The following is a 20,808-nucleotide window of genomic DNA, read 5'->3' on the forward strand; positions in this document are numbered from 1 at the left end:
TGAATCACTCCCTTTATGACGATTATGGCCATAGATTTCCGGTATTATTCGTGTCAACTATGATGGGCGCAATTCACAGGCACCATCCAAAGAATTCCTAGTTAATTCTCGGAATGTTTCCTAAATGAGGAAGAATCACTGCAATCATATTGGTGCGACCGCTAAAAACTATAACTAAATTTTTCTATAAAAAGTAAAAATATTACAATCTATGATATTGTTAAACAAGGATAGAAAAAATATTATGGGGGTTATTAAATTGAAAAAGTATTTAGTAGGTTTATTTGCTTTATTATTAATTTTTAGTTTAGTAGCTTGTTCATCTGAAAGTTCGGAAACCTCAAAAGCAGAGGATAAGAATGAGGAAAAGAGTTCTGAGGCCAAAGCAAAGGCAGATGAAGAAGCCAAAGAAAAGGCAGAGGCAGAAGCCAAAGCGAAGGCAGATGCAGAAGCTAAAGCAAAGGCAGAGGCAGAAGCCAAAGCGAAGGCAGATGCAGAAGCTAAAGCAAAGGCAGAGGCAGAAGCCAAAGCGAAGGCAGATGCAGAAGCTAAAGCAAAGGCGGATGCAGAAGCTAAAGCAAAGGCAGAGGCAGAATCCAAAGCAGCTGCAGCTTCAAGTGGAGGATCAGAGCTCTTTGACAATTGTACTGAACTAAGAAAGAAATATCCAAATGGCGTAGCTTCTGATCATCCAGCCTATCAATCTAAAATGGATAGAGATAACGATAATTTTGCTTGTGAAAGATAGTGAACTATCACTTAGTAGACCTTTCTAGGGAGTTGAATTATGCATGATCCCTTCTCAAATAATGAGATGGGATTATTTTTTGTATTTCATTAACAATTCCTAAACTGAAGTTTCATTGATATATCCGAATGTAGATTTGAGTCGTACGTGCTAGAAAAGTAGGAGACCGTGGGGACGGTTCTTACGGTCATGGCAAAATATGTAAGACCAAGAGAACCGTCCCCGTGTACATAGTTCACCATTGCATTGGTTGAGGGATAGAAAAGAATGATTATGAACATAAGGCTATTTCCACGACAAAAAATTCACTAGAAAACTGCCCAGGTTCGTTTTTATATAAGGGTTCTTGGCACTTTTAATCAAACGTTTGATGGGCATTTCGTATAGTAGATGTGTGTCAGGGTATGCCGTTTACTAGTTTCTATTGTCTATTTTTAGGAGGACCATAAATACTCTCTACTTTTTTTCGGCAAATTATTCATTTGAAAACAATAGATAGTTCTTTTACGAAAGGGACTCAGTGTCTATTTAATCAAACGTTTGATTAGGGGGATTCGGATTAACTAATCGATTGATTAGAATCGCTGCAGATGTTGGTAATGCAGGGTTTATACCTTCTAAGAAGCGTTGGAGGGTGTCGAAAAGATGGTATAGTGGAAATGGTGAATGTGTATTAACTTAGTATCAATATTTCTGTTCTAACTATATTTTAAACCAACATGTACACCTTTATTTATTCTTCACCAGACTAATTTTCAATAGATTTATGAAACTTTCTAACTATTTTGCAATTATAATCAAACCGTTTACAGCCTCCCTTCGTTTCCTTTAATAGTACTGATAAAAATCATGTATGAAATGGAGGAAGAATCATGAAGAAGACTGTGTTCCTATCAGCTCTACTACTCTTTGTCATTATGGCTGCCGGATTGTCAGCCTATGCAAAAATGGACCGTAAGCCAGAGTTCCAGGCGACACCCAATTCTAGCCAAAGTAATCATGTCATCCGAGTGTACGGACCGGGCGGACCACTTGGACCGATTAAGGAAGCGGCTGAACATTTTTCAGCTGAAACGGGAATCAAGGTGGAAGTAACAGCCGGACCAGAGGGCAATTGGATCGGCCAGGCAAAGCAAGATGCAGATATTATTTTCGGTGGCTCCGAGTATATGCTGCAGGACTTCATCTTTAACCACCCCGAAATGATCGACACTAAATCACGTACGGAGCTTTACCCGCGTGCTGCAGGAATATTGGTGAGGAAGGGAAATCCTAAGAAGATTGAAAGTCTGGAGGATTTGACGAAAAAAGGAGTAAAAATAATCGATGTGAATGGGGCCGGCCAGCTTGGCCTGTGGGAAGACCTGGCAGGCAGAAAAGGGCTGATTGAAGGCATTTCCAAAAATATTAACCTTTCTGTGAAGTCGAGTGCCGAAGCCATTGAACGATGGAAATCGAATTCCAGCCTGGACGCCTGGATTACCTATGAATCGTGGCATTACCGGCTCCAGGATGTGACCGACCTGGTCGAGCTGCCCAAAGAAGAAAAGCTCTATCGTGGAACGCCAATCGCCCTGACGAAATTCACCGATCAGAAAAAAGAGGCACAGCAATTTATTGATTATTTAAGAACGGAAGAATCTCACCTAATCTTTCAAAAATGGGGCTGGAAGTAAGGATGAGCCTTAAATCTAAAAAACTGGGAGGAACATACATGAAAAAAGGAATTCTTACCCTCGCGATACTTTCGATTATTTTTGCTTTGGCTGCCTGCGGAAAAAGCACGGAGGAAAAAACAGAGAAAGATCAACTCGATCAAGCTCAAACGGAACAAGCACTGGCTGACAGCCTCCAGCTTTTGGAGAATGAGAAAGCTGGAGAGTACCTGGTGGATTCACAGGGAAGGGCCCTGTATTATTTTAAAAAGGACGAAGCAGGAAAAAGCAATTGCAGCGGAGACTGCCTGGCAAACTGGCCGGCATTTACCCAGGAGGATTTCGCCGTCCCGGAAGGTTTTGATAAAAAGGATTTCGATACGATCACAAGAGAAGACAACGGGGAGAAGCAGGTCACGTATAAAGGCTTTCCTCTCTATTATTTTGCAAAAGACCAGCAAGAAGGGGATGTAAACGGACAAGGGGTAAAAGATGTATGGTTTGTTGTAAACAGCGAAACAGAATTTGAATAAGCCTGCCCAGGGAACGATCAGTCGCGGTCGTTCCCATCCTTAATATCAGTGCCTGTCAATCCCCGATATTTGTCGAAGATTGATAGTTCTTTATTTAAATAGATAATGCTAGAATGGGGTTGTAGCTCAATATTGTGAGGGTGGCCGGTTGTTGATCTTCTTTTCCTTTTTAATAGGGGAGGAGGTGATATACCTGGAAACTTTTCTTGAAATCCTACGAGAAATTCTAAAGGGAATTGTGCGTGAAGTTAGTGCATATTTCTTTCGGAAAAAAATCCTAGAAAACAAGAAAACCACCCTACGCCGTCGAAAGCCAAAGGGTGGTTCTCATAAATAAACTACTTTGACAACCACCACCCTGACGGTAGAGGCTGCAGGGAGAAGTGTTACCAGCACTTCTCCTTTTTATTATATGTTCATTATACACAAAAAAAACCTTATTTAAAAGGTAATCCTAAGCTCCAACTCGTTCCAATGTATTTTATTTTTTTCTACAATATTTTGCAGGATTTTGAATTATTTTGTAGAAAGTTAGTATTGTAATACTCCTTTTTATTAATCTTCAGAAATAAGCTACGTTTACTTTTTCCTCAATTCTTTTGTGTGATTCCAATTATGTATAGCAATGAAAAATATGTTATGTTGGAGGCTGCTTTATGACGGTCAATGTATTAAGTATTGGTTTAAAAGGACTTGAGGGCTATCGGGTTCAGGTGCAAGTGAGGATATCTCCAGGTAAGGAGTCGATGGTCATTGTAGGGTTGCCAGATTCTTCGGTTAAGGAGTCAAGAGAACGGGTGATAGCTGCTCTTAGTCACTTTGGTGAAGATGTTACCGATCAAAAGGTTGTCGTTAATCTTTCACCGCCTGAACAAAAAAAGAATGGACCTTTATTTGATTTAGCGATAGCGATTGCTGCATTAAAGGAACTAAAGGTTATTAAGGAAGAAATCCGGTTAGATACCGCGTTTATTGGAACGTTGTCCCTAGATGGAACGATAGAAAGTGCGGAAGGGCTGCTGCCAGCATTAATTGCAGCAAAAGCACTTGGTCTAAAGCAGATTTACATCCCTGATGATCCAACCATACCGATTGACATGCTGCATGGCCTGGAATTTGTTGTTGTAAGCCATATTAAGGAAGTGGTCCAGCACTTACAAGGACAACAAAGTTTTTCATTTCTTCCTAAACCTCGGACAAGTAATCAAGCACCACAATTTTCTGAAGCAGTTCAAAAGGATTTTTGCCACGTTATTGGTCATGAGCAGGCGAAACGAGCATTAGAAATTGCTGCTGCTGGCGAACATAATGTGTTAATGAGCGGTCCACCAGGCTGTGGAAAAAGCTTGCTTGCTGAAACTTTCCCCTCCGTTCTTCCTTCTCTAACGAATCAAGCCCAACTAGAGGTAATGAGTCTGAATCAAATCGCAGGTGAATTAAGACGATCGGCAGTTTCTAAACAACATAGTATCGCGAGGGAAACCTAATGGCACGCCCACAAAGAGTTTGGGTCAATCTTCGATATTATCATATTGTTTGTCGTGGCAACCGCCGTGATCCGCTTTTTCGAAATGCATCTGATTTCCAAGCCTTTTTCCATATCCTTCAACAGCTCCATGAGAAAATACCATTTGAAATCGCCGCCTACTGTTTAATGACCAATCACTACCATCTCCTCATTCGCTCAAAAGAGACTTCCTTTTCAAAGCTCATGGGACTAATCAACAAACGCTATGCCAATTATTACAATACCAAGTATCGCTTAACAGGCCATGTCTATGAGAAACGTTTTTACGACAAGATGATTGAAGATAAGGCAGGTATGCTAGAGGTTAGCCGCTATATTCACTTAAATCCGGTTGAGGCCAAAATGGTTAGGAAGCCAGAATACTACCCTTGGAGCAGCTATCATTTTTTTATACACCCTCAAGCAGTAGTACCTTCTTATATGAATATTGATTGTATATTGAATTATTATCTTGGGACAGTAGAAGAACGGAAAGAAAGGTACTGCCAAACTTTACAGGTGTAACTAATGATTTAATCGTTTCATAGTGATCTTGTTAATAGAACAGGTACCAGCTGTTTTAACGCTTTAATGATTATTGATATGGAATGTTGTCAATCGCTTGAATAGCAGCCTTTATTGGGTCATGGTCATCTCGACCAATGCCTATTGGGAAATCCTCTAAGATATATTGGACTTTACCAGGTCTTTCATTTGCAAACGCTTTGGTGGTACCATTTGTATAATGGAAAACCTCTATGTAGTACAATTGACCTTTGAACTCGAATTTTCTCAATATATCCATTTTAACAATTTCATTATGCTGCCTGTTCATTTGATAACCCTCATTTACGTAAGAATCATTATGCCAGAGACTACTAGGTTCCTACTAGTGGAACTAGGCGTAAGTGCAAAGAAGGAGAATAACGAGCCTTCCGCTATTCTCCTCAACTAAACCTTTATCCTCACTTGAAATTTTCCATAGCTGGAACGAGAGTCTTACTTTCCTTTGTCCATTTTTGGATCAATGAACTCCTGTTCGAATAAACTTTTAAAGTCTATGCAATGGTAGATTTTTTCAAACATTTCTCCTGGTGGTATGCCTAAGCCTATAGTAAGTTTAAAGATGGTATAGACTGATGGAGCTTTTAGGTTTCTTTCAATTTCACTTAAATAGCTCCGATCTAAGTGGATTTCATTCGCCAGCCCTTCTTGAGTCATACCTTTTGCTTTTCGTAATGTTCTAATTACTTTTCCTATGTAAATGGCCTTTTCTTTCAAGGGAATTCTCCTTTTATGACCATTAGAAACCTAGGAAGGTAATTGCTCCACGGGCTATAGCCTACAAAACAGCTCATTTAATAAAAAATGGGTTCACTCATTTAGGAATTCTTGATATAATCCGGATCCGAGTGATCGCTTGCTGTGACTATTTTGGTTTAATAGACTGAAATCTCTTATTTGGGCACGGATTTTTCCCTTGTATTTTTAGAATGGTGCATTCACTCTGTCGAAAACTTGATTTTCCATTTCCATCATAAATTCTGAAGCTTTTATACCAAGCCCGGAAGCAAGGGCTAAAATAGTATATAGACTGGGCAGTTTAAGATTTCTTTCAAGAATACTAATATAGGATCGATCTAATCCGCTTAGGTCCGCAAGTACCTCTTGCGATAATTTCCGGTCCTTTCGCAGTCTTTTTAATGCCTTCCCAAAATCTAAGTGCGAATAATAATCCGCCATGGAACTCCTCCTTTGGCTAGTAGATATCTAATAAGGGATTTTCATTTTTCTTCTTTTTCTAAAATGTCAAAATTATACTTGCCTGATTTCTCCTTAAGAAGCTGATGCTTTTTTGGCGGTTCCAGATAGAAGAGGAGGGGGCCAGCTTGAATCCCTCTTTCCTTCGTGAGTCGTTTTAATTGGTTGGCTGTTTGAAGTTTATTGTTAAAAGCAGTTAATTTTGCATCGACAAGCATGAAATGACCGTTGCTCCATTCTACCTCGGTCTTGTTGCCAATTGCTTTGGTGTTGACAATATGGTCGGGATTAAACCAGATGCAGTCTTGTTTTTGTGGGGATTTGCTTGGAAAAAGGCAAACGCTTTGATAGGGATTTACAATGATTGGACACTTAACGGTCTTATTAAGAATGTATTTTGCTCCAGCTATTGCTCCCCGTAAATCAAAGCCTATGTATTTTAATGTATCGTCTAATAAATGTAGTGGAGCTCTGTCCACCAGTAACGTCGTTTTTTCTACCATGATCCTGGAACACAGCTTCCCATTTTGGTCATATTCACCCATCACAAGGATCACTTTCTTATCAATAAAGAAATTTTTATTTATAATCGTACTCCACTCCCTTAGGTGCTATAAATTCGAAGGTTTACTAACTGCTATTTTGAGAAAAACTTTACCAGATAAAATGGATTTCTATGTTTCATGGTTTGGCCATGTCTTTCCTTTACATAAACCTCCTTCATTAAGGCAATGTATGCGGTTACCTTATAAATCTATTAAACGCTAATTGGGACTTTTTTACTGCGGACTATAGCAAACAGATTCGTCATAATTCGGGTGAATTTTGACAAAGATGCGACATTTTTTGCGATTTGGTTCCTTTCCTGTTCACCGAGGGCAATAAAATCGTTTATTCATTTGGCTGCAACCAATCCCAGTCTGGGTTTATGCCATCTAGAAAAGTATAGGTTATGGGTGTTGTAGTCCCCATTGCCGATATCTTTTCTAAATAGAATGTCATGAATTTGTTGTTTAAGATTCCATAAAAGTAGGCGAGCGGATTTTTTACAAGATGGGTCCTTTTTATTTTTCGAATCAGTTGTCTAAAAGCCTGGATGGAGATGTCTAGTACATCTTCTGTGTCATTCGCACACTCAAAGCGAAAAGCAGTAATTTGCACCATCTGCCAATATTCTTCAATGGTTTTTGCATCGGTGAAAAAGCATTTTACTAGCTGTACAAAAGGTTGTGGTACTTTACTGTTTACATAGGAGTAATCTAATGTTGACGGTTCTTCGTAACGTTTATTTATCTTTTGATTGTTTGTTTTTATAAGATTACTAGTTTCATATTGGTGGTTCACTTTTTCCGCTTTGGGTAGTTCATTCGTTGGAAAACGGTTAAACTGATATAAATTGCTAGACTGCGAACCGTTCTTCCTTTCTGTTTCAAAGACCGTGATGATCCCATATTCCCTTGCTTTCAAAATCATTCGTTTAAAGGTAGACCTTGATATGCCGTTATCATGGTATTGTGCGTGAATTGATTTTAAGATGGTTCCGATTTTGGCATTGCATACGCCGGGAACTTTGGCGGCAAATCGCACGAGCCTTTTTAATCCTACCAGCTCACCCTTAGTAAAATCATGCTTGTGTTCTAATGACCACATCTCCATATGTTGATTAAATTCTTGTAGGGAACTAAATTGCGAGAACTGCTTAAATTCTTCCGTATTACCCGATTTTATACTCATGATTCATAACACCCTCTCATCACCAAGTTTAAAGTGTTCCTTCGTGAGAGCTTAATGTGAAGGTTCACGACTAGCACTTCTACAATAACGAGATTGGCTGAGTAAATCGAACTGCCCATTTCTTCTTTTGAGGACATTTTTAGGGCCAAACGTCAAAAAACGCCTTAAAAAATGACTTTTGAAGGCGTTTTTTGATATTTGTGCTTGTTACTATCCAAGATTTAAGATTGAATTCGTGCCTGTCACTCCCCGAGTTATATCCGATTTTGTCGGATATTGTAAAAGCACCTTAGAAACCCGGGCAGTTTAGGTAATAAACACACTGCCCAGGTTGAAATAAAGTTGTTAATGATAAGTTGCAACTTTTTGCTTCATTTTTCTTATTGCCCCTAATTTCCAATGCTTAACGGCAGAAACGGTTACCTTTTCGCTTTCCGCTATTTCTTTAATGGATAGCTGATTGATAAATGATTTCATTACCCATGCTGCTTCCTTTTTCGTTAGGCCTTCGCAATATGATTGGATGGTTTCTTTCTCAAGAAAAAGTGGTGATTCCTGACCTTCAATCCTTTCCCAAAACTCCTCCTGCTGTGGAAGAATATGTTTCTCCTTATATTGGTTGTTCTGTGTCATATCAGATAACATTTTCCCTTTAATAGACGTGTAGGCGTAATTCGAAAAGCTGCCTTTTCGTTGGTCGAAGGATTGTGTAGCCTCCCAAAGGGCAATTAATCCCGTCTGATAGAATTCATGTTGATTTTTATAGATGTGCAAGGATTTAATAATCTTACGAATCATCGGTTGATACTGTACAACTAACTCGTCAAAGCTCTCCACTGATAAAGTCCTTCAGGCAGCGCGCTTCCGATCTATTCCTAGGTAGCTTTACCATAATCCATCCATTGGGAAACTTCGAATCTTGGAAAATTGAATTTAACAGAGAAAATGAGATTTATAGGGTGAAATTTGATTCAAATTGGAACAACAAGCCCCAAATATGATTAGAATGTTAAAAAGTATAAGAGATAAAAAGACCGAAAAAGCCGTGGGGACGGTTCGTGTGGTTTCCTCATTCATATATTAGTAGAGTTCACCATGGAAGTGGTTGAGGGATAGAAAAGAATGATTAAGAACATAAGACTATATCCACGACAAAAAAATCACTAGAAAACTGCACAGGTTCGTTTTTATATAAGGATTCTTGGCGCTTTTAATCAAACGTTTGATTGACATTTCGTACAGTAGATGTGTGTCAGGTTATGACCTTTACTAGTTTCTATTGTCTATTTTGAGGAAGGTCATAACTACTCTCTACTTTTTTTCAGCAAATTATTCATTTGAAAACAATAGAAAGTTCTTTTACTAAAGGGACTTATTGTCTATTTAATCAAACGTTTGATTAGGGGAATTCGGATTAACTAATCGATTGATTAGAATCACTACAGATGTTGGCAGTGCAGGGTTTGACCTTCTAAGAAGCGTTGGAAAGTGTCGAAAAGGTGGTATAGTGAAAATGGTGATATTTGTATTGATTTATAAATTTATAAATTGATGCAAATATCACCCTCGGCTCACCACTGGCGCCCCCAAAGAATGGTAGTATCACCTATTATACTTCTTTGTACATCGATGATCCGCTGATTGGACGAACCTCTGAATAGAACTCGTAAGTCCTTTTTTGATAATTCAAAGCGTCCATCTATCATCACATCTAGATAATGTACTATCTCTTTTTTATGCTCAGGTAATTCCTCAAACACATAACCAGTATATAGCCATATATTCTTGTTCGTCTTAGCTTTGATTTCCTTAACAAGCATCAATGTTTCCTCGTATTGAATGGTAAGACTATCTCCGCCACTAATGGTTACATCGGCGATGGGATTTTCTTCGATTATTTCAATCAATTCACTTATGCTATATTCTATCCCATTGCTTGCATTCCAAGAGGAGGGATTATGACATCCCTCACAATAATGCGTACAACCTGATACATAGATGACCGTACGGATGCCGTTTCCATTATCCGTAGCGTCCGTGTCAATCTTCATGATTCTCATTTCTTACACCCATGTTTTACTCTATTCATTTCTTCTTTACGTTTTGAGCTGTTCCATTTTTCCATGCTTCCTACCAAGTATCCAGTTATTCTTCTTATGCGTTCTATATCGTCGTGATTATTACACTTAGGACATTCGTTGTAAATCACGCCATTGTATCCGCACTGAAGGCAGCGATCAACGGGAACATTAAAACTGCCATACCCTATCCCATTTTCTTTCATTGCCACCACATACGTTTCTAGGGCATCGATATTTTTTGAAGCATCTTCTGCTAATTCCACATAGGTAATGTGACCAGCATTTGTTAACGCATGATAAGGTGCTTCCTTTTTAATCTTATTGATTGCATTAATCTTATATTCGACAGGGACATGATTGCTATTCGTAAACCATTCCTTATCTGTTACTCCTTTGATGACCCCATGTTTTTTTCGAGCGATTTTTAAAGCTTTCCCTGCATAGGATTCGGCAGGTGTTGCTAGCAATGTATAGTTTAATTTCGTCTTTTCTGTTAAAAGATCCATCTTTTCTTTCATGAAGGAAACCATTTTTAAGCCTAGGCTCTGAGCTTCGTCGCTTTCTCCATGATGTTTTCCAATCAGGGCAACAAGGGCCTCCGCTAAACCAACATAACCAACGGATAATGTACCTTGACGAAGAACTTCTTTTAGAGAGGTATCTTTGTATAGTTCCTCTGAATTCCTCCATATTTGTTGCCCATATAAGAATTTAAAATTTGCAGGTGTCTTTGTTGATTGATATAAGAGCCTTTCATATAGTTGTTGACTTGCTAGGTCAACATAATGGTCCAGCTTCTTAAAAAATTCCTCTACGTTATCTGCTTCTACCGCAATCAAAGGCAGATTAATTGAAGTAAACGAGAGGTTTCCTCTCCCCACGGGCGTTGACTTGCCATTTACATTTGTGAGTACCCTTGTTCTACACCCCATTGTGGCGATATGTGTTTCAGGATCTTTTTCTTTGTAATCGTGTAGATTGAATGGAGCATCTACAAACACATAGTTTGGAAAAAGACGTTTTGCTGTTGTTTCAAGCGACAGCCTGAACAAATCATAGTTGACATCACTTTGTTTTAAATTGATACCATCTTTTACTTTAAAGATTTGAATTGGGAAAATCGGCGTTTCTCCATTTCCTAGCCCTTTTTGAGTAGCAAGAAGCATATTCTTAACAAGCATTCGCCCTTCCTTTGAAGTGTCTAATCCATAGTTAATACTGATGAAAGGGACCTGTCCGCCACCGCGGCTGTGCATGGAATTACTATTGTGAATAAAGGCTTCACAAGCCTGATAGACATCTCTATCTGTCAGCTCCCAAGCTTTTTCTTCTAGGTCGCAGCCAGCTTGAACGCTTTCTAATAATTGAACGTTCTTCTCGTATGTCTTATATATATAAGGTGCTAAATCAAAATCAAAGTTACTCATTGCTTGACCGCCGTGCTGCTGGTTTTGATTCGATTGAAAGATGATAGAAGCTAAAGCCATTGCCGACATGATACTGTTTGGTTCACGCATATGACCATGGCCGGTATCAAAACCATCTTTTAACACCTTTGCTAATGGGATTTGCACGCATGTTGTCGTGCCTGATGCATAGTAATCCAAGTCATGAATATAAATATAACCATTCATATAAGCTTGTTTTACTTCGTCAGACAATAAGTGTTCAATTGCGTAATACTTCGCACTAGTAGAAGCGAAGAGTCCCATCATACCCATAGGGCTCTTGCCATCGACATTCGCATTCTCTTGTATTAAATCTTGATTATTGCTACCAACAATTTCATTGAATTCCGCTAATAAATTAGAAAAAACCTGTTTCGTTTCCACATTGGACCTCCTTGTTTGCTCAGAACCATGGAACCCTGGGGACGGTTCTGATGGCTCTTTTCAGTGGCAATTGACTTTTATTTTGAACAACAAAAAACCCATCAAAGTTGATGGGTGAAATAACGTGGAATCATCTATAAACAGCATTCATTCACTGCTAATAGTCAGAATAGCCCCGTTATACCTCCCCAACTCCCGAAGAAGATAATACGTATAAAAATGGCAGGTCTCCTGACTTATGCTTCTTCCTACTCTAATACCTTCCCATCCTAAGACAGTGGATTACTTAGTTCGTCAGCATTTACAGTTGCGGGTACAGCTCTGGACTTTCACCAGATTCCCTATTACGTCTTATTTGACGCCATTATTATCGGTCAATATCTATATATAGTATTTTATAGAAGATAAAAACACTAAATATTGTATAATTTACTATAATATACAATCTCTACTTTGACAACCATTTTTTACTAGGGGATTTTGGAGTCAGCGTATGAAATCCGGGTGACAGGCACCATCCAGGTTCCGATGGCTATGAGATAGCTAGTAAGTAGGTAAATAGGTAGTAGGAAACGTGAGAACCATCCCTAGGGAGTCGGATACGATTTGGATAAGCATGGTTTTCTATGATCACATAGATTGCGATTTATTATTTTTGACTAATTTATCTTTTCTAATTTCCTTGATTCTGCTCGCAATGAATGTACCAATGCCAATAACAGTAGAACTAACCATAAAGATATGAATAATCCCTAATATATTTGCCAGTACTCCCAAAATAAGAGGTGTAGTAACTTGAGTTAGACGATTAACCGTTAGTCGAATTCCTAAAGCTTCGCCAACACGACCGTTAAGGGCATGCTCAATGGTAAGCGAAATAGATAATGGCTGTCCAATTCCTAAGCCCATTCCAAGTATAAACGCGATTATACCAGCTATTATCATTTGTGGAAAGAAGGGTAAAGCTGAATACGAAACACACGTAATGATCATAGAGCCTATAAAAACATGAATCATTCCAAAACGATTGATTAAAGGGGTCATGCAGAACCGAATAATGACACTTGCGATCCCGTTTATCGAAAGCAGCAGCCCAATGATAGAGTTACTGTAACCAAAGTGTAATCCTAGCAGTGGGAAAAAGGTGAAGTATAGATCTTTTGCAAATAAGATTAATGAGCTGAAGAGTAAGGCTACTCTCAATCCCGGTATTTTTAGTAAATCCAAAAAAGTTGAATGGCTTGTTACTGAAGAAGTAGAATCTATCTCCTTTTTAATAGGATATACATTCGGAATGAAATGGATGAGAATGCAGCTTACGAGTCCGAATAGGCTTAGTCCGAAAAAGGTTTTGGGGAAGTTGAATGAATCTGCGATGATTCCACTTAGCAAAGGGCCAAGGAGAGTTCCGGCTGCTACCCCCAGGCTAAACCAAGAAACATATTGATTTCGATTTTCCTTGGTAGAGATTCTTCCAACATAATCTTGAGCAGATAGAATGAATATGGTTTGAGCAGAACCCGCAATGAGTTGTGATACATATAATCCGAAAAAGTTAGGAAGGAAACTGGGCAGGATGATTCCTAAAACGCCCAGATATCCCCCAATAAGTAAGGTTATTTTAGAATTAAGCTGATCGATCACTTTCCCGAGCACAATGGCAAAAATTAAGGGGACCAAGGAAAATAGACTCGTAATGAATCCGATGTGATTAATGCTTCCTCCTAATTCATGTGCAAATAAAGAAACGGTTGGACGTGTCCCCATGATCATCAACATATAAAGACCTGCGATACATACGATAGAGAAAATCTTCATAGTTACACCACTTTTAGGCAGAATCAATCTACGATAATTGATACGTCCCTCTCTTCTTTAAATATGGGACAAGCCCTCCATCATTGATAATGTCAATCATCACTAAGGGCATTTCTGACCCCTGGTATTTTACGGATGTTGTTACATTTTCTACTTCACCTGTAGTTAAATTTACTTCTAGTTTATCCTTATCGCTAATGGTGTGATCACTGATTTCAAGAATAGGTAACCCAATATTAATGGCATTTCGATAAAAAATACGAGCAAAGGATTTTGCAATCACAATCGAGACACCGGCTTTTTTTAGAGCTAACGGTGCTTGTTCTCTAGAAGATCCACAGCCAAAGTTACTGCCTGCAACTAAAATATCTCCATCCTTTAATTTCGCTCGGAAATCAGGATCTAAATCTTCAAAAACGTGGTCAGCCAATTCTTGCATATTTAATGTTTTTGTATATTTACCAGGGATAATTCGATCGGTATCAATGTTATCCCCATAGACATGAGCAGTTCCATTTAAGATCATTTCACTTCCTCCTTCATAAGCTTTGTAGGATTTGTAATCTTTCCGAATAAGGCGGATGCTGCAACAGTAGCTGGAGAACCTAGGTATACATTTGAATTTCTGTTCCCCATCCTCCCTCTAAAGTTACGATTGGTAGAGGAAATGACTCCCTCATCATTACCAGGAACACCAAGATGTGTACCGACACATGGCCCGCAGCCGGATGGAAGGAAGGTTGCTCCAGCACGTACAAGTATTTCAGCCGTCCCATCTTGAATTGCTTTTAAGTAGATTTCATTAGAAGCTGCTGCAACCATAAACCTGACATCAGGATGAACTTTTTTGCCCTCTAAAATAGTGGCGGCTTCATGTAAATCTTCTAATCTTCCATTTGTACAGCTCCCTAAAAAAGCTTGTTGAATCGAATTACCCTCTACTTCAGATATTGGTCTTACGTTATCTGGTGAATGAGGGATAGAAACCTGTGGTTCAAGTGTAGAAAAATCATAGATGTATACGGTTTCATATTTTGCATCTTCATCTGCATGAATATAGTCAAAATCATATGGCAATTCCAACCCAATCGTGTCAACAAACCCCGCTTTAGCTCCCATTTCAATGGCCATATTTGCTATGGTTAAACGGCTGTCTAAACTTAAGGCTTCAATCGCTTCGCCGGTGAACTCAACCGCTTTATAGGTTGCGCCATCAATTCCTAACTGCCCTACTAAAAATAAAATAAGATCTTTCGCAGAAACTCCAGGTTGTAACGTTCCATTCAACTGGATCTTAATCGTTTCGGGAACCTTAATCCAAGTTTTACCTGTTAATAGTACCGCAGCCAAGTCTGTTGAACCTACACCAGTAGCGAAGGCACCTAGTGCTCCGTATGTACAAGTATGGGAGTCCGCGCCAAGAACCAATTGTCCAGGTTTGACGTGTTCATTTTCAACCATCAGTTGATGGCAGATGCCACTACCTGCATCGTATAATTTAATTCCTTGATTTCTAGAAAAGTCTCTCATTAAAGAATGTAAATTTGCGATTCGTTCATTAGGAGCGGGTGCTGCATGATCGATGACAAAGATGACTTTAGATGAATCCCAAACGTGGGTTCCACCCATTTCTTCAAAACTTTTGATGGTTAAAGGAGCGGTAGTATCCGATGCCATAACGGCATCCACGTCTACAATCGCGATTTCATTTTGATAGGTTTCTTTACCTGCATGTGAAGAAATAATCTTTTCTACTAATGTTTGGCCCATCGATAAACCTCCTTGAAGAATGATAATAAAAAATCATTAAGTGAATTAAGAATTCATTCTTCGTATTTATAATCCGTATGATGAATTTTAAATTCATTCTACGGGACAATAAAGTTGGATGTCAATTATTTATTAGAAAATTTAAATTAATATAAATATTTATTCGTTGTACTTGCTTACAAAAGATTTGACAGTCTAGTGTTTTAACTTTTCTGAATTTTTAATTGACAAGGCTTATATCATCATTTACGATTAAAACAAATCACCAGCCGGATTCGAAATCCACAAGATGAAACATGGTTGAGATTTACTATATATGGAATTCACTATGTGGTCTCTTTTTTTGAAAAGGTACATAAGGAACCCGTGATAAGAATTAAAATGGAGGCGAAATAATGCATGAGTGAAACGGTCCGTTCAGTCGAAAGAGCGATTGACATTTTAACTAGTTTTTCAATAGAAGAACCGATCTTAACCGTTCCTGAAATAAGCCAAAAAACAGGATTAACAAAATCGACTGTCTTTCGCTTATTAGCATCTTTAGAATCAAAAGGGATGGTTCAGAAAATCCCGTCTACATATGAATATAAACTAGGCATTCGATTACTAGCTCTCGGAAATATTGTACAAAGTTCATTAGAACTAATAGATGTTGCGAAGCCCATCATGAAGGGGTTATCAGAGAAAACACAAGAAACTGTGAATATTAATATTATTCAGGGATTAAAGAGAGTTTGCATTGATCGAATTGATGGCAATCAAGCTTTAAGGAAAGTTTCAGAAGTTGGAAAGTTATTACCTTTACATAAAGGAGCTTCTGGTAAGTTATTATTGGCCTTTTCTGATCAAGAACTAATGACGAAAGTGTTAAAAGAACAAAGAGAGTTCATGTCAGAGGCTGCTCTAAATGAATTAAAGCTTGAACTTTTTGATATTAGAGAAAAAGGATATGCAACAAGTTTGAGTGACCGTTTAGAGGGAACAGCTTCTGTTTCAGCACCAATTAAAGACTATACAGGTAAGGTCATTGCCGGTTTAACGGTTTCTGGACCATTGGTGAGATTTACGGAAGAAAGAATTGAAAATTTTATAAAAGAAGTCTTGGAGTCTAGCGAGAGAGTTTCTAAAAATCTTGGGTATACACAGGAAGAGATGAATTCAGTCCAGTAATGGCTTTGAAAAACTTCTTTTTTTTGAAGGGAATTATGAGAAAATTATTTATTTTAAAAATTTTCAACAACAACATAGCTGTAAATAGACTTCTTTGTTTAGACAAAAATGAAAGCGTTGTCGAAATGGAATAACCATAAATGAAGAGGGGGAAAAGTCTTGATTCAATTCTCAAATGTATCGAAACGCTTTACGAGAGATGGGGAAACGTTCTTAGCCGCACAAAATATTAACCTGGATGTAAAAGAGGGTGAGTTCATTACGGTTATTGGTCCCAGCGGATGCGGAAAATCAACAGTATTAAATATGTGTGCGGGTCTAATGAAGCCAAATGGGGGAAGAATCCATTATCGCGGGAAACAAGTAGATAAAATTAATACTCAAGTAGGGTATATGACACAGAAGGATAATTTATTGCCGTGGAGAACGGTAAAGGCAAATGTTGAAATTGGCTTAGAAATACAAGGCATGAGTGCAAAAGAACGAGAAATAGAGAGTGCTAAATTTATCGAAATGGTTGGCTTAAAAGGCTTTGAAAAGCATTACCCTCAAGAACTTTCGGGAGGTATGCGCAAGAGAGTAAGTCTCGCCAAGATTCTTGCCTATAATCCAGAGACTCTTTTAATGGATGAGCCATTTGGCGCTCTAGATGCTCAGTTAAGATTAATTCTACAAGATAAGCTGCTAGAAATTTGGAAGGACACGAAGAAAACGATCATATTTGTTACGCATGATCTGGAAGAAGCGATTACACTTGGAGACCGAGTTGCCGTTTTTAGTAAAAGACCTGGAACCATCAAGTCCATTCATGATGTTAATCTCCCAAGACCAAGGGATACGTTTAATGTCCGCTATACAGAGGAGTTTAAGGATATCCAAACCAAACTTTGGGATGCATTAAAAGAAGAATTTATTGAGGAGGGCATTGTTGGATGAGTGTATCAGTTGCTAATTCTAAGGAATCGAATGTACAGAATCAGCCTGCTGTCTTAGATGAAGAAGTGAAAAAGAGTCCTTTACAGGAAAAGTTAATTCTTGCGGGTATGAGACTGGCTTTACTCGTCATTATTTTGGTGCTTTGGGAACTGATTTCAGGTTCGTTGGTCGATAAGTTTTGGGTAAGTGAACCGAGCGATATTTTCCAATCACTCTATACGTGGACGCTATCGGGTGAACTATTTTTCCATATCGGTATTACGGCTCAAGAAATGTTTATTGGCTTTTTTATTGGTGCAACAGGCGGAGCGATCTTAGGCTTTGTTCTGGGACGGTGGGAATTCTTAGCAAAGTTATTGGACCCTTTCATTATGGCACTGTATAGTTTGCCAAAGGTTGCATTAGCGCCACTCTTTATTCTTTGGTTTGGTATTGGAATTGAAATGAAAATCGTTTTTGCAGCAGTCATTGTTTTCTACCTTGTATTCTTTAATACTTATGCGGGTGTTAAAAATGTTGATAGTGATTTGCTTGATAGTATCCGTTTAATGGGGGCTAGTGAACGTCAAATTTTACTAAAGGTAACGATTCCATCTGCTCTAAACTGGGTCTTTGTAGGATTAAAAATGTCTGTACCATATGCCTTGATTGGTGCCGTTATCGGAGAAATCACCGCATCCAATCGTGGTGTTGGATTCTTAATCAGCTATTCAGCCGGACAGTTCGATACGGCTGGAACCTTTGCGGCGGTAATAATCTTAATGTTTATGTCCGTCTTGCTCAATTTTGGATTAGGTATCTTAGAGAAGCATTTTCTTCGTTGGAAGCAAACAAATAACTAATTAATCAATTATTAGGGGGAATCACATTGAAGAGAAGAAATTTTGTATTAAGTGTAGTAATAGGATTGATGTTAATCCTTTTGAGTGCCTGTGGTGGAGGAGAACCAGCCGCAACAAAAAAATCGAAAGAAGGTTCTGAGAAAGCAAGTGGTAACCAAAAAATAACGATTGCCCAAACGACCCACGGATTCTTATTCACACCACTATATATTGCACAGGAAAAAGGGTTCTTTGCTGAAGAAGGTCTTGATGTAGAGCTGATTACCACTGGCGGAGGTTCTAAGGTAATGGCGGCCGTTATTGGAGGAAGCGTTGAAATTGGTGGAACCACTTTAGGAAATGTAATGGATGCAGCGGAAAAGGGACAGGATGTTAAGGTCTTTGCGACGCTAATGAATCAATATGCTTCAAATGTTGTTATCAGGAAAGAAATTGCGGAAGAAAAAGGAATTACGGAAGACTCGCCTATTTCTGAAAAAATACAGGCATTAAAAGGGTTGAAAATAGCGATCACATCACCTGGAAGTTCAAGTGATAAATTGGTTCGTTATCTTCTAGAAAGGGAAAATATACAACCAGATAAAGAGGTTGAGCTAGTACCTCTTGGTAAAAGTGAAGCCGTAATCCCTGCCTTTAAAAACAAACAAATTGATGCTTTTGCCTTCTCCTCTCCGACGTCTGATATGGGGGCAATGGATGGTGGATTCATGCTAATCAACCTATCTAAAGGAGAATTAGAAGATTTAAATGGTTTCCTTTATACCGGTTTAGTCGCAACGCAGAAAGAAATGGATGCTAATCCAGAATTGTTCGAGAAAGTGACTCGTGCCGTTGCCAAAGCAGAGGAGTATATCAAAACCGATAAAGAGGGAGCAAAAGAAGCCTTAAAGAAATCCTTTAGTGATATAGAGGAAGAAGTGTATAACATAGCTTATGAAAACAATTATCCAGCGTTTGCCACAAGTCCAATCGTTACTGAAAATGGGTATGAAATGAACGTAAATTTTGAAGGAATAGAAGTTCCTTTTGATAAAGTTGTAAATAATGAATTTGCAGAAAAAGTGAAGTAAAGAAAAGTATACAAATAAAAAACACTTTCGGAATTTCCTGTTATGTTAGGTAACCTAACAGTGTCGGAAAACTGTGAGTGTTTTTTATTCTAACAATATGAAACTAGTTAGTTGAAGGGAATGGAAAGTATGAATAATCCTAACTTTGGACCTTTAACGGGTATAAGAGTTTTAGATTTATCAACGATGATTGCGGCACCATTTGGAGCTACTCTCTTAGGAGACTTTGGTGCTGATGTTATAAAGGTAGAGCTGCCAGGGAGAGGGGATTCTTTAAGAGGGATGGGCCCATTTCATGGAGATGAACCATTAAGATGGCCAGGACTAGCTAGGAATAAGAAATCTCTAACATTGGATTTGCATCAAGAAGAGGGCAAGGAAGTTTTACGAAAATTGGTTCGGATTTCGGATGTAGTGATTGAAAATTTTAGAGTAGGAACCTTAGAAAAATGGGGTATTGGCTATGAAGATTTAAAGAAGGAAAATCCAAACCTTATCTTGTCGAGGGTAACGGGATACGGTCAAACAGGACCCAATTCGCACAAAGCAGGATTTGGAACACCCGCCACGGCCTATAGCGGATTTACCTATTTGCATGGATATGAGGATAGACCGCCGATCAGCCCTTCTTTCTCATTAACAGACTATGTTACTGGTATTTATGTTGCCTTTGCGACAGTTGCTGCCCTATATTACCGTGATATAGATGATAATGGTACAGGACAATTTATTGATATTGGCTTATATGAATCTATGTTTAGAATGTTTGAGTTTCTTGTTGCGGAATACGATCAGAACGGAACGATAAAAGAACGTTCTCCTGGTTTAAGTGGACATTCTAGTCCTGCTGGAACATTTCAAACGAAAGATGGACATTGGGTGTCCCTTGTAACGAGTTCAGATCGTACATTTGAAAGACTGGCTCAAGCTATGAAAAGAGAAGATATGCTGGTGGATGAAAGATACCACAACAATGCTGAACGTCTAAAGCGCTTTGATGAAACAAACGGTATTGTAGCAGATTGGGTGAGAACGTTTAATAGGGATGATCTTCTCCATCTTTTAGATGAATTTGGTGTACCTGTAAGCCCCATCTATAGCATCAAAGATATTTTTGAAGATGAGCATTATAAACAAAGAGAGAATATCATTGAAGTCAACCATCCGCGGCTTGGAAAAATTAAGATGCCAGGTGTCGTTCCAAAATTTTCAGAAACTCCTGGTGCTGTTAGAAATGTTGGTCCCGATTTAGGGGAAAATAATGAAGAAATACTAGGAAAACTATTAAACCTCAGTGAGGAAGAAATTACAAACCTAAGAGAAAGAAAGGTTATCTAAAGGAGGAGAAGTT

General features: G+C 38.6%; 21 protein-coding genes and 1 riboswitch. Of the genes, 10 read left to right on the plus strand and 11 right to left on the minus strand.

What is annotated here, in order from left to right; translation table 11 throughout:
* The first annotated feature begins 244 nt into the window (after positions 1-244).
* The 5 genes from tolA (at position 245) to ACY3XC_RS23655 (ending at position 4,968) form a co-directional block, all read left to right on the plus strand.
* A complete protein-coding gene (tolA, locus tag ACY3XC_RS23635) occupies positions 245-748 on the plus strand; it encodes a cell envelope integrity protein TolA (RefSeq protein ID WP_464870752.1) in 504 nt (167 codons plus the stop codon).
* Between the two features lie 872 nt (positions 749-1,620).
* A complete protein-coding gene (locus ACY3XC_RS23640) occupies positions 1,621-2,424 on the plus strand; it encodes an extracellular solute-binding protein (RefSeq protein ID WP_464870753.1) in 804 nt (267 codons plus the stop codon).
* 38 nt (positions 2,425-2,462) lie between these two features.
* Positions 2,463-2,936 carry a hypothetical protein gene (locus tag ACY3XC_RS23645; RefSeq protein ID WP_464870754.1) on the plus strand — a complete coding sequence of 158 codons (474 nt, stop codon included), beginning with the start codon at positions 2,463-2,465 and terminating at the stop codon, positions 2,934-2,936.
* A gap of 656 nt (positions 2,937-3,592) precedes the next feature.
* The gene (locus ACY3XC_RS23650) at positions 3,593-4,423 is read left to right on the plus strand and encodes a magnesium chelatase domain-containing protein (protein WP_464870755.1); all 831 of its coding nucleotides are present in this window, start codon (positions 3,593-3,595) and stop codon (positions 4,421-4,423) included.
* Positions 4,423-4,968: an REP-associated tyrosine transposase gene (locus ACY3XC_RS23655; RefSeq protein ID WP_464870756.1), complete on the plus strand. Its 546-nt coding sequence runs from the start codon at positions 4,423-4,425 to the stop codon at positions 4,966-4,968. The genes ACY3XC_RS23650 and ACY3XC_RS23655 overlap by 1 nt, the downstream gene beginning before the upstream one ends.
* A gap of 70 nt (positions 4,969-5,038) precedes the next feature.
* On the opposite strand, the gene ACY3XC_RS23660 is transcribed toward ACY3XC_RS23655, so the two are convergent.
* The 11 genes from ACY3XC_RS23660 to ACY3XC_RS23710 form a co-directional block, all read right to left on the minus strand.
* Positions 5,039-5,278, minus strand: a complete 240-nt coding sequence (locus tag ACY3XC_RS23660) for a hypothetical protein (RefSeq protein WP_464870757.1) — start codon at positions 5,276-5,278, stop codon at positions 5,039-5,041.
* A 164-nt stretch (positions 5,279-5,442) separates the two neighbouring features.
* Complete coding sequence (locus tag ACY3XC_RS23665) at positions 5,443-5,724, minus strand: helix-turn-helix domain-containing protein (protein ID WP_464870758.1); 282 nt, start codon at positions 5,722-5,724, stop codon at positions 5,443-5,445.
* A gap of 207 nt (positions 5,725-5,931) precedes the next feature.
* Entirely contained in the window at positions 5,932-6,186 is a 255-nt protein-coding gene (locus ACY3XC_RS23670) for a helix-turn-helix domain-containing protein (RefSeq protein ID WP_464870759.1), read from the minus strand.
* A gap of 41 nt (positions 6,187-6,227) precedes the next feature.
* Positions 6,228-6,794 (minus strand): competence protein ComK, encoded by a 567-nt coding sequence (locus tag ACY3XC_RS23675; protein ID WP_464870876.1) that lies wholly within the window; start codon positions 6,792-6,794, stop codon positions 6,228-6,230.
* A 301-nt stretch (positions 6,795-7,095) separates the two neighbouring features.
* Positions 7,096-7,938 (minus strand): hypothetical protein, encoded by an 843-nt coding sequence (locus tag ACY3XC_RS23680; protein WP_464870760.1) that lies wholly within the window; start codon positions 7,936-7,938, stop codon positions 7,096-7,098.
* A 345-nt stretch (positions 7,939-8,283) separates the two neighbouring features.
* Positions 8,284-8,775 (minus strand): sigma-70 family RNA polymerase sigma factor, encoded by a 492-nt coding sequence (locus tag ACY3XC_RS23685; protein WP_464870761.1) that lies wholly within the window; start codon positions 8,773-8,775, stop codon positions 8,284-8,286.
* 734 nt (positions 8,776-9,509) lie between these two features.
* Positions 9,510-9,998, minus strand: a complete 489-nt coding sequence (nrdG, locus tag ACY3XC_RS23690) for an anaerobic ribonucleoside-triphosphate reductase activating protein (RefSeq protein ID WP_464870762.1) — start codon at positions 9,996-9,998, stop codon at positions 9,510-9,512.
* Positions 9,995-11,851 carry an anaerobic ribonucleoside triphosphate reductase gene (locus ACY3XC_RS23695; protein WP_464870763.1) on the minus strand — a complete coding sequence of 619 codons (1,857 nt, stop codon included), beginning with the start codon at positions 11,849-11,851 and terminating at the stop codon, positions 9,995-9,997. Before ACY3XC_RS23695 ends, nrdG begins: the two co-directional genes overlap by 4 nt.
* Positions 11,852-12,055: 204 nt before the next feature.
* Positions 12,056-12,232, minus strand: a riboswitch (cobalamin riboswitch).
* A gap of 249 nt (positions 12,233-12,481) precedes the next feature.
* Positions 12,482-13,669 (minus strand): MFS transporter, encoded by a 1,188-nt coding sequence (locus tag ACY3XC_RS23700; protein WP_464870764.1) that lies wholly within the window; start codon positions 13,667-13,669, stop codon positions 12,482-12,484.
* Positions 13,670-13,697: 28 nt separating this feature from the next.
* Positions 13,698-14,195 (minus strand): 3-isopropylmalate dehydratase small subunit, encoded by a 498-nt coding sequence (locus ACY3XC_RS23705; RefSeq protein WP_464870766.1) that lies wholly within the window; start codon positions 14,193-14,195, stop codon positions 13,698-13,700.
* Positions 14,192-15,439, minus strand: coding sequence for a 3-isopropylmalate dehydratase large subunit (locus tag ACY3XC_RS23710; protein WP_464870767.1), 1,248 nt, complete (start codon positions 15,437-15,439; stop codon positions 14,192-14,194). Before ACY3XC_RS23710 ends, ACY3XC_RS23705 begins: the two co-directional genes overlap by 4 nt.
* Before the next feature lie 399 nt (positions 15,440-15,838).
* Here ACY3XC_RS23710 and ACY3XC_RS23715 point away from each other — a divergent pair, with 399 nt between their 5' ends.
* The 5 genes from ACY3XC_RS23715 to ACY3XC_RS23735 all read left to right on the plus strand — a co-directional run bounded on the left by ACY3XC_RS23715 (position 15,839) and on the right by ACY3XC_RS23735 (position 20,795).
* Positions 15,839-16,609, plus strand: a complete 771-nt coding sequence (locus ACY3XC_RS23715; protein ID WP_464870768.1) for an IclR family transcriptional regulator — start codon at positions 15,839-15,841, stop codon at positions 16,607-16,609.
* 159 nt (positions 16,610-16,768) lie between these two features.
* A complete protein-coding gene (locus ACY3XC_RS23720; RefSeq protein WP_464870769.1) occupies positions 16,769-17,545 on the plus strand; it encodes an ABC transporter ATP-binding protein in 777 nt (258 codons plus the stop codon).
* Positions 17,542-18,387: an ABC transporter permease gene (locus ACY3XC_RS23725; RefSeq protein WP_464870770.1), complete on the plus strand. Its 846-nt coding sequence runs from the start codon at positions 17,542-17,544 to the stop codon at positions 18,385-18,387. Before ACY3XC_RS23720 ends, ACY3XC_RS23725 begins: the two co-directional genes overlap by 4 nt.
* Positions 18,388-18,413: 26 nt before the next feature.
* Positions 18,414-19,457 carry an ABC transporter substrate-binding protein gene (locus ACY3XC_RS23730; RefSeq protein ID WP_464870771.1) on the plus strand — a complete coding sequence of 348 codons (1,044 nt, stop codon included), beginning with the start codon at positions 18,414-18,416 and terminating at the stop codon, positions 19,455-19,457.
* Between the two features lie 129 nt (positions 19,458-19,586).
* Positions 19,587-20,795, plus strand: coding sequence for a CaiB/BaiF CoA transferase family protein (locus ACY3XC_RS23735; RefSeq protein ID WP_464870772.1), 1,209 nt, complete (start codon positions 19,587-19,589; stop codon positions 20,793-20,795).
* The last annotated feature ends 13 nt before the right edge of the window (positions 20,796-20,808 follow it).

It is taken from the genome of Bacillus sp. CZDM1, assembly GCF_055502545.1.